The sequence below is a fragment of the Paracoccus mutanolyticus genome, assembly GCF_003285265.1.
Classification (GTDB): Bacteria; Pseudomonadota; Alphaproteobacteria; order Rhodobacterales; family Rhodobacteraceae; genus Paracoccus; species Paracoccus yeei.
Genome location: NZ_CP030239.1, coordinates 1,243,790 through 1,258,299, shown reverse-complemented (window position 1 = coordinate 1,258,299; position 14,510 = coordinate 1,243,790). Strand labels below are relative to the sequence as shown.

Sequence of the window (14,510 nt, the reverse complement as noted above, 5' to 3'; positions counted from 1 at the left end):
CTGGTGCGGCAGCGGCGCGCGGCGGGCGAATGGACGGCGGTCCTGGACCCCGCGCTGATGCCTGCGCTGCGCCGCCTGGGTCTTTTGACGGACGGCCGCCACACGCCCGACGTGGCGCTGCCCTTTCTGGCCGCGCTGGCGCTGGTGCTGGCGCTGTCGGGACCGGCGGTGCTGCGACCCGGCGCGGTCGAATACCGCGCGCTGGACCCGTTGATCCTGGCCATGGACCTGTCGCCCTCGGTCGCCGGCGACCAGCGCGTGCTGGACGAGGCGCGGTCGGCGGCGGCGATGCTGCTGCCCCTGGCGCAGGGCCGCCCGGTCGGGTTGATGCTTTACGCGGGCGACGCCTATCTGGCCTCGGCGCCCACCTCGGACGCGGCGACCCTGTCGGACCTGATCGCGGTCCTGTCGCGCGACACCATGCCCGTCGCGGGCAGCCGTCCTGACATCGCGCTGTCGATGGCGCGCGACCTGTTCGGCGGCCGCGACGGACCGGGCCTGGGCGGCGCCGACCTGGTTCTGGTGACGGACGGCGGCGGCGTGCGTCCCCGCGCCGTCGAGGAGGCCGCGCGTCTGGCCAGCGACGGCGCCCGGGTCTGGGCGCTGGTCCTGCCCGTCGCGGCCGCGGGCGCGCCGCCGCCCGCGCCCGGCCCGCTGGCCGACCTGGCCCGCGCCGGCGGCGGCGAGGCCATGCCCGCCGCCGATCCGCCGGCCCTGATGGCCCGCATCGCCGCCCGCCGCACCGCGCGGCTGGCGCGCGACGACACCGCCGGGCATGCTTTCTGGACCTTGGCCCCTGGCTGCTGCCCCTGGCGTTGCTGGCGATCCAGGTTCTGTTGCGGAGGGGCATCGCGGATGGCCGCCGCCCTGTTCGGCCAGTCGTGACGCGCTGGTCCTGGCCGGGGGCGACGCCCGGGCCAAGCTGGCGCTTGCGGCGGGCCTGCCAGGCCTCGCCGCGATCATGCTGGACGACCCCGCCGTCCGGGGCGTGGCGCTGTATCAGGCGGGCGATTACGCGGGGGCGGACGATGCGTTCCGCGAAGCCGGGCGCGGATCGACCTACAACCGGGGCCTGTCGCTGGCGGTGACCGGAAACCTGCCGCTGTCGCGCGACTATTTCGACGCCGTGCTGTTTGCCAACCCCGCCGACAGCCAGGCGCGCGAGAACCGCAATGTGGTGAACGCGCTGATCCCGCCCACCATGGGTCAGGGCAATGCGGCCGGGCGCATCGCGGTGACGGTGATTGCCGCCGTCGGCGGCTCTCCGGTCGACGAGATCAAGCGGCTGGGCCGTCCGCTGGACGAGGGCCGCCGGGTCGCCGATGCCGAATGGCTGGAAACCCTGCCCGACAACCCGGGCGAGTTCCTGCGGCTGCGCCTCGAGGCCGAACAGAAGCGCCGCATCGCCATGGGCCTTGCCACCGGAGAGGAGGGCGACCCGTGGTAAGGCTGATCCTGACCCTGCTGGCCTTGGCGCTGTTCCCCGCCTGCGGCTGGGCCGAGGGCAACCTGCGGCTGACGATCACCGCCCAGGGCAACCCCCATCCCGTCGTTGGCGAGATGGTCCCGGTCGTCATCCGCGCCGTCTACGACCGCAAGATCGCCAACGAAAAGCTGGAAATCGCCCCGAGCGACAGTTTCGACTGGATCCAGACCGGCCCGGACGACTGGCACGAGGAGATGATCGACGGGCTGCGCTGGATCGTGATGGAGCGCCATCTGGCGATCTGGCCCAAGCGGGCCGGTCCCCTGCAGTTCGGCCCGGCCCGGCATCGGCTGACCATCATCGACACGCAAAGCCAGCGCCGCGACGTGGTGGTCGAGGCCAAGCCCCTGTCCCTGTCGGTGGGCGAGTTTCCCGCCCAGCGGGGGTGGCATTTCACCGGCCGCGCGCTGGAGCTGACCGACAGCCTCTCGGCCGATCCAGCGCGGCTGGCCGACGGCCAGATCCTGACCCGCCGCGTCACGCTGCGCGTGCTGGGCGCCTTGCCCGAGCAGCTGCCGCCCCGTCCGGTGGTGTCCGAGAACTGGCTGATCACCTTTGCCCAGCCGGTCGAGCGCAACCTGATCCTGACCGCCGAGGGGCCCGTGGCCGAAGCCGTCTGGGCCTGGCAGTTCCGCCCCCACACGGGTGAGCCGGGCGTGCTGGAGCCGGTCGACATTCCCTGGTTCAACACCCAGACCCGCCGGATCGAGAACGCCCGGATCCCGGCCCTGACCATCGGCTACGCCAGCTTCTATACCGGCCAGGTGCCGACCGGGCGGCTGGGCGCCTGGCAGGTCGCCGAACTGGCGGGCAGCGTGGTGCTGGGCCTGCTGCTGGGCTTGGGCATTGCTGCTGTCCGGCTGGCGCCCGACGGGGTGGGGGCGGGGTGGCGGCGCATCCGCGACCGCTGGTCGCCCCTGCTGCGGCTGGCCTATCGCCGGGCCCTGGCGCGGGGCGACCTGCTGGCGGCGCGCCGCCTGGCCGGGCGCATCGGCCTGCCGGCGATCGGCTGGCGGCGCTGGAACGGGCAATCTACGACCCCCGCGCGGCGCGGCCTTCGCCCTGAGGCGGCGGGCAGGGCCGGCCTCATACTTTTGTTCAGGGGCGGGTTCCTGTCGTTGACAAGGCGGATCAACTGAACGTTTTATAAAACATATATAAGAACCGGGCCGATATGGCGGAGGCAATGACGCCCGGTTCCTGCCTCAATCGTTTCTCAGGGGAGGAGAATGACGATGAAGAAGCGGATTTTCGGGCTGCTGGCCGCGTTCTCGGTATCGGTGGCCGTACCCGCAATCGCCAACGATTCGGTCATGGCCGGTCAGAGCGATGCCAAGCAGTGGGTCATGCAGCTGGGCAACTATGCCGGCACCCGCTATTCGGAACTGGATCAGATCAACAAGGACAACGTGGGCGACCTGCAGGTTGCCTGGACCTTCTCGACCGGGGTGCTGCGCGGGCACGAGGGCTCGCCGCTGGTGATCGGCGACGTGATGTATCTGCACACGCCCTTCCCGAACATCGTCTACGCGCTGGACCTGAACAACGACGGCAAGATCCTGTGGCGCTATCACCCGGAACAGAACCCGGACGTGATCGGCGTGATGTGCTGCGACACCGTCTACGCGGTCTGGCCTATGGCGATGACACCATCTTCCTGCACCAGGCCGACACCACGCTGCTGGCGCTGGATGCCAAGACCGGCAAGGTCAAATGGTCGGTCGTGAACGGCGACCCGCCAAGGGCGAGACGAACACCGCCACCGTCACCGTGATCCGGGACAAGGTCATCGTCGGCATCTCGGGCGGCGAATACGGCGTCCGCGGCCACCTGACCGCCTACAACATTGCCGACGGCAAGATGGTCTGGCGCGCCTATTCGACCGGCCCGGACGAAGAAATGCTGGTCGATCCCGAAAAGACCACGCATCTGGGCAAGCCCATCGGCAAGGACAGCTCGCTCAAGACCTGGGAAGGCGACCAGTGGAAGATCGGCGGCGGCACCACCTGGGGCTGGACCACCTATGACCCCGAGTTGAACCTGATCTATTACGGCACCGGCAACCCCTCGACCTGGAACCCCAGCCAGCGTCCGGGCGACAACCGCTGGTCGATGACGATCATGGCCCGCGATCCCGACACCGGCATGGCCAAGTGGTTCTACCAGAAGACGCCGCATGACGAATGGGACTTTGACGGCGTGAACGAAAACCTGCTGGTCGACAAGGAAATCGACGGCAAGATGCGCAAGCTGCTGGTCAACTTCGACCGCAACGGCTTCGGCTATACGCTGGACCGCGAGACGGGCGAACTGCTGGTGGCCGAGAAATACGACCCCGCCGTCAACTGGGCCACGCATGTCGAGATGGACCCGAATTCGGACCAGTACGGCCGGCCGCAGGTGGTCGCCGAATATTCGACCGAACAGAACGGCGAGGACGTGAACACCACCGGCGTCTGCCCGGCGGCGCTGGGGTCCAAGGACCAGCAGCCCTCGACCTACTCGCCCAAGACCGGCCTGTTCTATGTGCCGACGAACCACGTCTGCATGGACTACGAACCGTTCCGCGTCAGCTATGCGGCGGGCCAGCCCTATGTCGGCGCGACCCTGTCCATGTTCCCGGCCCCCGACAGCCACGGCGGCATGGGCAACTTCATTGCCTGGGACGCGGTCGAGGGCAAGATCAAGTGGTCGCTGCCCGAGCAGTTCTCGGTCTGGTCGGGCGCCATGGCGACGGCGGGCGATATCGTGTTCTATGGCACGCTGGAAGGCTATCTGAAGGCGGTGGACGCCGAGACGGGCAAGGAGCTTTACAGGTTCAAGACCCCCTCGGGCATCATCGGCAACGTCTTCACCTATGAACACGGCGGCAAGCAGTATGTGGGCGTGCTGTCCGGGATCGGCGGCTGGGCCGGCATCGGCCTTGCGGCGGGCCTGACCAATGCCAACGACGGCCTGGGCGCCGTGGGCGGCTATGCGGCCCTGTCGGATTATACCGCCCTGGGCGGCCAGCTGACGATGTTCAAGCTGCCCGACTGATCGGCGCAATCCCTGCAAGACGAAAGGCTGCCCCTCGGGGCAGCCTTTTTCATGTCCGGCCTTGGCCAGGGGGTCAGAAACACAGCATCTCGGCCTCGGCCTGGGCGCGGCGCAGGTCGGCCAGGATGGCGCTGGTCGCGGGCGTGCCGCCGCGGAACATGGCGGCGCGCTCGCCCGCGCCCTGGCGCATCCGCAGCACCGTCTCGGCCGAGACATAGCGGTCATAGGGCAGGATCGAGGCGATGGCGTCGATCGAACAGGAACAGCGCCGCAGCGCGTCCTGGGTCTGGCCGTTGGTCGCCATGCAGGCAAAGACGTATTCGGCCCGGGCGTCGGTCGGATAGTCGTTGACCGCCGGCGGCTGGGCGGCGGCGGTCCCGCCGCAGGTCAGCAGGGCAAGGGCAAGGGCTTGGGAACGCATCGTCATTTCTCCGCGATCAGGCCAAGGGTCTCGTGATAGCCGCCGGCGTCGCCGGTATCGGCGTCCAGCCCGACCAGGGCGCCGGGCCGGGCGGGGTCATAGCGGATCGCCAGCCGCAGCTTGGCGAATTCGCCCATGCGCGGCGCGTTGGGGTCGCCGGCGAAGGGCTGCAGCGCGACCTCGGCCACGCCGTCCCGCGCCGTCCCGGCAGGCAAGGCCACCAGGCTGTCGCGGATCCGGTTGCGGATGTAATAGGGGCTGCCGCCGGTCTGCGTCGCCATGCTGCGCACCACGTTTTCCAGAAAGAACAGCAGGATGGGATTGGGACCCGAGCGCGGGAACTCGGCCACCACATGGGCGGGCGTCTTGTCGTCCGACAGGCTCAGCGCCAGCAGGCTGTCGTCCTGGGACAGGGACAGCACCGCCCGGCCGCGCTCGACCGGCCGCGTGGGCAGGATGCCCCCCGCCGCCTGCGCCGAAGGGTCCGCCTGCCGCGGCGCGGGTAGCCGGCGTTCATGGGCATAGCGCAGGATCGCGCCATCCGCCCCCGCCGGGGCCTGGGTCAGCAGGCCCGGCGCCATCAGAAGGTCGGTCAGCCCGCCCGCCGGGGCGGACAAGGGGAAAGCCAGCCCCAGAAGCAGGGCCAGGACAGGTGCCTTCATTCCGAAATCTCCTGCGTCAGGACAAAGCCGCGCCGGCGCAGGGTGCGCAGCGCCAGCCCATAGGGTGTGAAATTGTCCAGCTTGCGCCGGATATAGCCCAGATAGACGTCGACCACATTGTCGGTCGATCCGCCGTGCTGGGCCCAGAGTGCGTCGAACAGTTCGCCCCGGGTCAGGACCTGGCCCGGGCGCGCCATCAGATAGGCCAGCAGCTCGCCCTCGCGTTCGGTCATGACGACCGCGCGGCCGGTGCCGCCCAGGGCCGAGGCGGTGCGGGTGTCGGGGTCATAGACCAGCCGGCCGAGGGCGATCGGCCCCTGCCGGGGGGCCGCGCGGTGCAGCTGCACCTCAAGCCGGGCCAGCAGTTCGGACAGCTGGAAGGGCTTGACCACATAATCCTGCGCCCCGGCCTCGAGCCCCTCTGCCCGGTCCTCGACGCGGGCCAGGGCCGACAGCATGATCGCGGGCATCCGGTTGCCCTGCGCGCGCAGGTCGGCCAGCAGGCTTGCGCCGCTGTCGTCGCCCAGCATCATGTCGATGATCGCCGCGTCGAAGCTGGCGGCCGCGATGCGGTCGGCGGCCGCCTCGACCGTGTCGGCCCAGTCGACGCGGTGCCCCGCCGCGCCCAGGCCCCGCGACAGCAGCGAGGCGATGTCGGGATCGTCCTCGACCACAAGGATATGCGCCATCACTCCTCCTCCCAAAGGGGCAGCCGCAGGTCCAGCGCAAGGCCGGTGGCCGAGGGCGCCAGCACCAGGCTGCCGCCCAAGGTTTCCACGACCCAGCGCGCCAGGGCAAGGCCCACGCCGAAGCCGCCGCCCTGATCCGCCTGGGCGTCGCGGGTAAAGCGGTCCAGCACCGCCGCGCCCAGGCCCTCGGGCAGGCCGCGTCCGGTGTCGGCGACCCGGACCAGGGCCATCCGCCCGTCGGCCCGGCCCGAGACCGTGACCTCGGCGCCCCGGCCGGCGTATTTCGCGGCGTTCTCGAACAGGCCGGCAAAGACCTGGCGCAGCCAGTCGGGATCGCCCCGCACGGCCAGCGGGGGCAGGTCGACCTGCGCTGAGACGCCCGCCCGCTTCAGCGCCGGGGCAAGGTCGGCCAGCGCCCCCCGAACCGCCGCGCCCAGGTCCACGCGCTCGGCCGCCAGCTCCAGCCGGCCGCTTTCGGACCGGGCGATGCGCAGCATGTCCTCGATCCGGCGGAACAGGCGGGCGGCGCGGGCGCCGATGGTCTGGAAGGCGGCGCGGGCTTCGGGGTCGGGATGGGCCTCGCCCAGTTCCGCCTCGCCCATGATGACGGTCAGGGGGGTGCGCAGCTCGTGGCCGACATCGGCGAAAAAGCGGCGTCGGTTGCGGTCGATCAGCGCCAGCCGGTCGTTCGCGGCGGAAAGCGCTGCGGTGCGCTCCTCGATCGCCGCCTCCAGCCGCGCGCGGCGGCGGTCGATGCGCGCCGCCATCTGGCGCAGGCGGGCGAACATCAGCCCCAGTTCGTCGTGCCCGCCCGCCCCGTGCGGAAGGTCGGCGGCCGAGAGCGTCGCGGCAAAGGCAGTGCCCTGCCGCAGCCGGCGGAACAGCGGGCCCAGCACCAGCAGGTACAGCGCGCCTGTACAAGGGGCGCGGCCAGCGCGACCAGCGCCGCCCCGGTCAGCAGCGGGCGGCGCAAGGATTGCATGGCGGCAAGGGCGGCTTCGCGGCGGTGCATTTCGTGGTCGATCTGCCGGGCGATGGCGCCGGGCGCCTGGGCGGCGTGAAAGGCCAGCGCCGCCTGTCCGGCGGGCGTGTCGGGAGGGGTGGTGCGAAAGGTGCTTTCCAGCTGGTTGAACAGGCCGCGCAGCCGGGCCGGGGTCATGCTTTGCCGGGCGCGGACGGTGGCTTCGGTCGGATCGGGGGCAGCCTTCACATCCTCGGCCAGCAGCCGGTCCAGCCGGTCCAGCGCCTGGACCACGGGCCGGCTGTCGGGACCGGGCATGCCCGGGACCATCCCCGGCGCGCCGACCCAGGCCAGCAGCCATTCGTTCAGCCGGGCCGACAGCGCGCCATCGGCCTCGATCCGGTCTGCGCGGCCATCGCCTCGATCGCAGGGCCTGGGTGCGGATCAGGCCCCAGGCGGCCAGCCCCGCCGCCGTCACCGCCAGCCCCGCCAGCAGCAGGGCGCCCAGCCACAGCCGGAACCGCAGGCTGGGACGGCAGGTCATGCGGCTCGGCCGGGGCGGAAGGCGGGCGGCCAAGCGGTCAGCGCGGCACCTGGGCCGCGATGATCCGGCCCAGGGCAAAGGCGCGCTGTTCCAGCACCACCGGCGTTTCGCAGACATAGGTCAGAGACTGCTGGCGGTCCTGGAAGATGCGGGTGGACCAGTCGATCTGTTCCTCGATCTTGTCGAGCGCGTCGAAATCCTTGGGCTCGGCCTGATCGAGCCGCGCGAATTCATGGCGCAGATCCTCGATCCGGACCTCCAGCGCCTCCTGCTTGTGGGCATAGCGGGTGATGCCCTCCATGACGCGGTTGCGCTGGTGCTGGATGTGATCGAAGGCCGCCAGGAACAGCCCGACCAGCGCCGATGCGTCATGGGCGCCGGCAAAGTCGCGCACGAGGCCCTCGGCCTCGGGCAAGGGGGTGCGGCGCAGCGCGATGACCTGGGCCAGCTGCTGCACGTCCGGATCCTCGACATGCGCCTGCGCGGCGTCGTCGGGCGGCGGGCCGCCCCAGATCTGGCCGACCGACAGCGCGGGCTGGCGGCGCTGGACGCAGGGCCAGTCGGGATCGACCGGGCCCGCCGCATGGCCTGCCGTGGCGGCCAAGGCCGACAGGATCACCCCCGACAGAATGCTGCGCATCATCACACCCCTCCCTTGCGGCCGCGCCACAGGCCCTTGGCCGGATCATACATGAAGACGGTCCCCCCGAAAAAGACCAGGATGCAGCCCAGCGTGACGGCCAGCGACACCGGCTCGACTTGGCCGTAAAGCGCGAAGCGGATCAGTCCGACCGCGTGGGTGAACGGGTTCAGTGCGCAGATCTCGGAGAAGGGTGCTGGACGCGCAACGCCACAACGGACAAAGCACGGTCGAGGCAAAGACAGCCCCTTTATGTGAGACATCATCCAATCCGTCGCCATTGAAATCTCCAATAATCGACGGAATCTCCTTAAAATAGCTAATTTGCGATGACACATCACCCCCGCCAGCACCAAGGCCGGCAGCACCGTCAGATAGCCGTGCCACGGCGGGCGGATGCCCCAGAGCCAGGCGATCAGCAGGAAGGCATAGACCTGCATCACCGCCACCATGACCGAGGCGACCAGCTTGGACCCCAGCAGGAACCAGCGCGGATAGGGGCTGACCAGCAGGCTGCGCATGGCCCCCGTCTCGCGGTCGTAGACCATCGACAGCGACGACTGCATCCCGGAAAACAGCAGGATCATGCCGCACAGGCCGGGGGTGACGTAGACCTCGTAAAGGACATAGGTGCGATAGGGCGGCGTGATCGAGAGCCCCAGGACCGAGCGGAAGCCGGCCGCAAAGATGAACAGCCAGACCAGCGGCCGGACCAGCGCGGCCAGGAACCGTTCCCGCTGGCGGGTAAAGCGCAGGAACTCGCGCCGCACGATGCCGCCAAAGGCAGTGGTCCAGCCCTTCATGCCAGGGTCTCCGCATCGGTGCCGGTCAGGCGCAGGAAGGCGGCGGGCAGGGTTTCCCCGTCCATCAGCTCGGCGGCGGGCGCGTCGGCCAGCACCCGGCCGCGATGCAGCAGCACGACATGATCCTGCGGCGTGATCTCGTCGAAGATATGCGTGGCCCAAAGCGCCGAGACGCCCTCCTCGGCGATCAGGCGGCGGGTCAGGGCCAGCACCTCGGCCCGGGCGCGCAGGTCCAGGCCCGCCGTCGCCTCGTCCAGCAGCAAAAGCTGGGGGCGGTGCAGCAGGGCGCGGGCGATCTCGGCCCGGCGCTGCTGGCCGCCCGACAGGGTCGAGGCGCGGGCGCCGGCCTTGTCGGACAGGTCGACCAGCGCCAGCACCTCGGCGATGCGGGGCAGGGCGTCGCGGCGGCGAATGCCGTGCAGCGCCGCGTGATAGGCCAGGTTCTGGCGCAGCGTCAGGTCGCCGTCCAGGGCGCGGGACTGGAACACCACGCCCAGCCGCGACAGCGCCCGGCCGGGCTGGCGCCGGGCGTCGAAGCCCGCCACGGCGATCCGGCCCGAGGTCGAATCGTAAAGCCGTGTGACCAGCGAGAACAGCGTGGTCTTTCCCGCGCCGTTGATCCCCAGCAGCGCGCAGAAGCTGCCCGGCCGGACCGTGAAGCTGACGTCGCGCAGCGCCTCGACGGCGCCAAAGCGGTGGCTCACGCCCTGGATGTCAAGCGCGGGGGAAGGTCCCCCGCGCCCGCGGGCAGGATCATTCCTTGCGCCGCTCTTTTTCGGTGAAATCGGCGTTTAGCTTGATGTCATATTGCCCATCGGCGCAGATCACGTCGTCCAGGTCGAAGCTGCCGTCATCCTCGACGTCGATATTGTCGGCATCGACCTCGCAGGTCATGGCGGCCAGCGCCTCGTCGATCTTGGCGACCTGGTCGGCGGTCGGATCGGTGTCGGCAAAGGCCGGGGCGCCGAAGGCGATCAGCGTCGAGGCAGCAGGATGCGTTTCATGGTCTCTCCCTGGGTCAGCGGATGTTGAAGACGGCTTTCTGGCTGTCCCCGTGCGATCCGGGAATGGCCAGTTCGAAGGTGCCGGGCATGATCGCGATGAAGCTGATCTCGGCCTCGCCGGCGGCGTCGAATTCCAGCGAATGGACGCCCATGGGGCGCACCTCGATGTTGTTGATGACGATCTCGTTGATCCAGACGGCGCGGAAGAAATCGCCGCCCGACAGCGCCAGTTCCGCCGAGCCGTCGGCCACGATCTTCATCTTGTAATAGGCGCCCGATTTCAGGTCATAGGGCTTTTCCGCCACCGGCTTGCCCGAGCCCAGCGTCAGCGGCGCCAGTTCGACCCGGTTCGCCTTGCCCATCAGCCCCGCAAAGCCGTAATCGAACTGCTGCGCCCCCGCCGTGCCTGCGGCCATCAGCGCCGCGGCCAGGATCCATGCCTTCATCTTCGCCTCCCTTCAGTCGGATTTCACCGCAACGACCCCCCAGGGCTGTTCGCCCACCGGGACCGAGACGGTCACCTCGTCGGTCGCCGTGTCGATGACCGAGATGTCGTTGGAATTGCCGTTCGTCGTGTAGAGGAACTTGCCGTCGGGCGAGAAGGCCAGTTGCCAGACCCGCTGCCCGACCAGCAGGTAATCCTTGACCTCGAGGCCGGCCAGATCCAGCACCGCTACCCGGTTCGCCGGCCCAAGCGCCACATAGGCCTTGGTCCCGTCCGCCGTCACCCGCAAGCCCACGGGCTGCAGCGCCTCGGGCAGCACGCCCGGCACCTCGAAGGTGATCTTCTTCGTGACCTCGTTCGTGGCGGTGTCGATCACGCTGACCGTGCCGCCGATCTCGGCCGTGACGAACAGCAATTTGCCGTCCGGCGTGTATTCGGCAAAGCGGGGGCGCGAGTCGACCAGCACGTTCGCCACGATCTCATAGCTCGAGGTGTCGATCATATGGGCCATGTTCGTCGTTTCGGACGTATTGACCACGATCTTGCCGTCCGGGCTGACGCCCATGCCCTCGGGCTCGACCCCCACGGGAACCTCGGCCAGGACCTGGCGGGTGTTCACGTCGACCACGGTGACGATGTTGTCGTCCTCATTCGCGATGAACAGCGGGTTCCCGGACGGGTGCAGCACGAACAGTTCGGGGTCGTAGTAGCGAGCGTTGAGGTATTGCAGCCCTGCATCGGCATCGTAGCGCTCACCGATCCAGCCCTTGCTTTCCGGCTCTGTGACTGCGGGTGCTTGCCATCGGGCGAGGCGGTGATGCCGCGCGGCCGCTGCATGCCTTCGATGGTGTGGATCACCTCAAGGCTGGTGGCATCCAGCACGCTGATCGTGTTGCCTTTTTCGTTCGACACGAAGATCTTGTCTGCCAGGGCCGGACCGGCGCACAGCGCGGCCAGGCAGCCCAGAACGGCGGTTCTCATTCCTTACCTCCCTGTTGACGTCGGCATTCGGATTCGGTCCGGTCGATGCCCAGCGTGTCCAGCTGGCTGACCTGGTGCAGGAATTCGTCCTGCGGGCTGACCGAGGCGACGACCCGATCGGCCGCCAGCAGCACGGGCTGGCGCAGCTGCCCGTCCCAGTCGCGGAAGCTGAGCTTTTGTCCCTTGAACGCGGCCAGGTCGAAGTTCGGCGACAGGATGAAGTCATGCACGGTCTTGTCGTCGCCGCCCTTGGTGCGGGTCGCGGCCTCGCCGATGACGCGCAGCGCCATCCAGACCTGGTAATCCTCGGGCCGGGCGGGGCGGTTCGCCAGTTTCTCGAAGCGGCTCTGGAACTGGGTGCCGCCCCAGGCCTCTTGCGCGGGATGCCAGCTTTCCGGGACCAGCCCGGCCGAGCCCGTCACCGGCCGCGCGTCCCAGGTGTGATAGGGCAGCCAGTCGGCAAAGACCCCGGCCCGGTCGGCGGCGACCACGACGTCATGATCGGCGGCGCGCTGGGTAAAGACCGGCATCTGCTTTTGCACCTGGACATGGCCGCTGTCGGTGCGCCGGGCGCCGCCGGTGTCCTCATAGACGCGCTCCTCGACGATCCGGGCGCCGAACTTCTCGGCGGCGCGGCGATAGGCGGCGGCCAGGGCCTGGTCCTCGGGGTGGCTGCCTTCGATCAGGAACCAGTCGGTCCATTTCTTCCAGACCAGGTATTGCGCCAGCGCATCCGCCAGCATCGCGTCGGACGGCGCCACATGCAGCAGGTTCGCCCGGCAGTCGGCCGCCCGCAGGCTGTCGTCGGTCGCGGTCGCATTGAAGATCAGCGCCCGGTCGCCCGCCAGATCGGCCAGCCGCACGACGGTCGGCGCATCGGCCATGACCACGATATAGGGCACGCCCGCGTCCAGCAGCTTCGTCAACTCGGCCTCGGCCGTGTCGGGCGTGGCGGCGACGGTCTGGGTCGTGAACCTTTGCCCCATGAAGCTGCCGGTGGTGGCATTGTCGGCGGTGCCGAGTTCGGCCCCCGCAAAGCCCAGGTCGACGGGCTTGAGGTCCAGCCGCGAGATCGGCAGCGGCCCTGCGGGCGCATCGACGCGCAGCACGGCGGCGCGGTATTCCACCTCGGCCCAGGCGGGCATGGCAGCGGCCGTGCAAAGAAGAAGCCCCGCCAAGGCGGGCCAGCGGATCCGGTGCATTGTCATCTCCTCCCATACCGGATGATGCACGACCCGCCTTGTTCGCAAAGGATTATCCCCTAATAAAAGATAAATAATAAGGTTCCTTTCCAAAGCCATACCTAAGGATGATTGTCCCGGGCCCGCCGGAGGTTTCATCTCGGCCCTGTCAGATGGAACAGGAAGGACTGCACGATGCGACAGCTTGCGATGGCCTTGGCGGTGGGGCTGGCCGCCATGACGGGGGCGGCCGAGGCGCACGGCCCCTCGCGGCTGAAAACCGATCAAAGCGTGACGCTGAACGCATCTCCCGACGAGGTCTGGGCCGTCGTCGGCGATTTCACGGACATGAGCTGGTATCCCGGCGTCGCCAAGGTCGAGGCGACCGGCAACGACAAGGGCGCGACCCGCGTGCGCACCATGGAGGACGGCCAGGTCCTGCACGAGGAGCTGCTGAAGCGCGACGACGAACGCCACGCCATTTCGGTCCGCTTCACCGAGGACAACCTCGAGGCCGTCAAGGCGACCAACTATGCCTCGCACATCACGCTGAAGGACCAGGGCGGCAAGACGCTGCTGGACTGGAAGGGCGCGTTCTATCGGGCCTATCCCAACAACAACCCGCCCGCCGACCAGAACGACGAAGCCTCGGCGGCCTCGGTCGAGGCGGCGCACCAGAAGGGCATCGACGCGCTGGTCGAACGTTTCGGCAAGGCGGAATGAGCGGACTGGCGGCGGGGTGCCGGGCCGCCGCCCTGGCCCTGATGCTGGGAACGCCCGGCCTGGCCGATATCGCGGCCGTCACCTCGCAGAACGCGGGGATGCTCAGCCTGATCGACACCGACGGGATGCGGCTGATCGGTTCGGTGCCGCTGCCGGGCAAGCCGGCGGCCGTGGCCGTCGACGGGCCGCGCGGGCGGATCATGGCGATCTCGGTCGAGGATGGGCGGCTGCATGTGCTGGACCTGTCCGGCCGCGAACAGGCCGCGCATGGGCTGGGCGGGGCGCCCTTCGGCCTGGCGGTGGACCCGGCCAGCGGGCACGCCCTGGTGACGGATTGGGGCGGCGCCCTGCGCGAGATCGACCCGGCGGACGGCCGCGCGCTGCGCCGCTGGGCGACCGGGGCCACGCCCTCGGGCGTCGCGGCGGGGCGGGGGGTCATCGTCGCCGCCGACCGCGACGCGGACAGCGTGACGATCATCCGGCCGGGGGGCGTGGTGCGGGTCGCGGTCGGCCATCACCCCTTCGGCGTCACCCTTCGGGGCGGCCGGGCCTTTGTCACCAATGTCCTGTCCGACAGCGTCAGCGTGATCGACCTGGAAACCGGCCGGGTCGTCGCGACCATCGCCACGGGCGAGCGGCCCTATGCCGTGGCCTTCGCGGCCGGGCGGGGCTTTGTCACGAACCAGTACGACGCCAGCGTCACGGTGTTCGACGAAGCCAGCCTGTCCGTCCTTGGCCGGATCGAGACGGACGAATACCCCGAAGGCATCGCCGCCACGGCGGACGGGAACCGCATCCTGGTCGCCAACTGGTTTTCCGACACGGTGCAGGCGATCGACCCCGCCGGCATGGCGGTGGTCGAGACGCTGGGCATGCCCGAGGGGCCGCGCGCCTTCGGCCAGTTCATCGGCCGCCCGTAAGGCCCCGTAAG

16 protein-coding genes and 2 pseudogenes are annotated in these 14,510 nt (G+C 69.5%); 6 read left to right on the top strand and 12 right to left on the bottom strand.

Annotation, left to right across the window (positions count from 1 at the left end):
- The first annotated feature begins 3 nt into the window (after positions 1-3).
- The 4 genes and pseudogenes from DPM13_RS06755 to DPM13_RS06740 all read left to right on the top strand — a co-directional run bounded on the left by DPM13_RS06755 (position 4) and on the right by DPM13_RS06740 (position 4,525).
- The gene (locus DPM13_RS06755) at positions 4-885 is read left to right on the top strand and encodes a VWA domain-containing protein (protein ID WP_223252406.1); all 882 of its coding nucleotides are present in this window, start codon (positions 4-6) and stop codon (positions 883-885) included.
- 76 nt (positions 886-961) lie between these two features.
- On the top strand, positions 962-1,447 hold the full coding sequence (locus DPM13_RS06750; RefSeq protein WP_223252405.1) for a tetratricopeptide repeat protein: 486 nt from the start codon (positions 962-964) through the stop codon (positions 1,445-1,447).
- A complete protein-coding gene (locus tag DPM13_RS06745) occupies positions 1,441-2,625 on the top strand; it encodes a BatD family protein (protein ID WP_112887683.1) in 1,185 nt (394 codons plus the stop codon). Before DPM13_RS06750 ends, DPM13_RS06745 begins: the two co-directional genes overlap by 7 nt.
- Before the next feature lie 96 nt (positions 2,626-2,721).
- Positions 2,722-4,525: pseudogene (locus DPM13_RS06740) on the top strand (methanol/ethanol family PQQ-dependent dehydrogenase).
- A gap of 73 nt (positions 4,526-4,598) precedes the next feature.
- Here the strand turns inward: DPM13_RS06740 and DPM13_RS06735 are convergent.
- The 12 genes and pseudogenes from DPM13_RS06735 to DPM13_RS06685 form a co-directional block, all read right to left on the bottom strand.
- Positions 4,599-4,946, bottom strand: a complete 348-nt coding sequence (locus DPM13_RS06735; protein ID WP_112887682.1) for a hypothetical protein — start codon at positions 4,944-4,946, stop codon at positions 4,599-4,601.
- A 2-nt stretch (positions 4,947-4,948) separates the two neighbouring features.
- Complete coding sequence (locus DPM13_RS06730) at positions 4,949-5,608, bottom strand: hypothetical protein (RefSeq protein ID WP_112887681.1); 660 nt, start codon at positions 5,606-5,608, stop codon at positions 4,949-4,951.
- Positions 5,605-6,297, bottom strand: coding sequence for a response regulator transcription factor (locus tag DPM13_RS06725; protein WP_080621148.1), 693 nt, complete (start codon positions 6,295-6,297; stop codon positions 5,605-5,607). The genes DPM13_RS06730 and DPM13_RS06725 overlap by 4 nt, the downstream gene beginning before the upstream one ends.
- Positions 6,297-7,193, bottom strand: coding sequence for a sensor histidine kinase (locus tag DPM13_RS20525; RefSeq protein ID WP_189654859.1), 897 nt, complete (start codon positions 7,191-7,193; stop codon positions 6,297-6,299). The genes DPM13_RS06725 and DPM13_RS20525 overlap by 1 nt, the downstream gene beginning before the upstream one ends.
- Positions 7,085-7,576, bottom strand: a complete 492-nt coding sequence (locus DPM13_RS20520) for a hypothetical protein (RefSeq protein WP_189654858.1) — start codon at positions 7,574-7,576, stop codon at positions 7,085-7,087. Before DPM13_RS20520 ends, DPM13_RS20525 begins: the two co-directional genes overlap by 109 nt.
- Positions 7,577-7,839: 263 nt before the next feature.
- A complete protein-coding gene (locus tag DPM13_RS06715; protein ID WP_105291475.1) occupies positions 7,840-8,445 on the bottom strand; it encodes a hypothetical protein in 606 nt (201 codons plus the stop codon).
- Complete coding sequence (locus DPM13_RS06710) at positions 8,445-9,245, bottom strand: ABC transporter permease (protein WP_223252404.1); 801 nt, start codon at positions 9,243-9,245, stop codon at positions 8,445-8,447. Before DPM13_RS06710 ends, DPM13_RS06715 begins: the two co-directional genes overlap by 1 nt.
- Positions 9,242-9,949: an ATP-binding cassette domain-containing protein gene (locus DPM13_RS06705; protein WP_262983267.1), complete on the bottom strand. Its 708-nt coding sequence runs from the start codon at positions 9,947-9,949 to the stop codon at positions 9,242-9,244. Before DPM13_RS06705 ends, DPM13_RS06710 begins: the two co-directional genes overlap by 4 nt.
- A 49-nt stretch (positions 9,950-9,998) precedes the next feature.
- Positions 9,999-10,139, bottom strand: a complete 141-nt coding sequence (locus DPM13_RS22425; RefSeq protein WP_223252403.1) for a hypothetical protein — start codon at positions 10,137-10,139, stop codon at positions 9,999-10,001.
- 124 nt (positions 10,140-10,263) lie between these two features.
- Positions 10,264-10,695: a cupredoxin domain-containing protein gene (locus tag DPM13_RS06695; protein WP_112887677.1), complete on the bottom strand. Its 432-nt coding sequence runs from the start codon at positions 10,693-10,695 to the stop codon at positions 10,264-10,266.
- Positions 10,696-10,707: 12 nt separating this feature from the next.
- Positions 10,708-11,675 (bottom strand): annotated as a pseudogene (locus tag DPM13_RS06690) (PQQ-dependent catabolism-associated beta-propeller protein).
- Complete coding sequence (locus DPM13_RS06685; protein ID WP_112887676.1) at positions 11,672-12,877, bottom strand: ABC transporter substrate-binding protein; 1,206 nt, start codon at positions 12,875-12,877, stop codon at positions 11,672-11,674. Before DPM13_RS06685 ends, DPM13_RS06690 begins: the two are co-directional and overlap by 4 nt.
- 174 nt (positions 12,878-13,051) lie before the next feature.
- On the opposite strand from DPM13_RS06685, the gene DPM13_RS06680 reads away from it, so the two are divergent.
- Both DPM13_RS06680 and DPM13_RS06675 read left to right on the top strand, forming a co-directional pair.
- Positions 13,052-13,579 carry an SRPBCC family protein gene (locus DPM13_RS06680; protein ID WP_028720017.1) on the top strand — a complete coding sequence of 176 codons (528 nt, stop codon included), beginning with the start codon at positions 13,052-13,054 and terminating at the stop codon, positions 13,577-13,579.
- Positions 13,576-14,499: a YncE family protein gene (locus DPM13_RS06675; RefSeq protein WP_112887675.1), complete on the top strand. Its 924-nt coding sequence runs from the start codon at positions 13,576-13,578 to the stop codon at positions 14,497-14,499. Before DPM13_RS06680 ends, DPM13_RS06675 begins: the two co-directional genes overlap by 4 nt.
- The last annotated feature ends 11 nt before the right edge of the window (positions 14,500-14,510 follow it).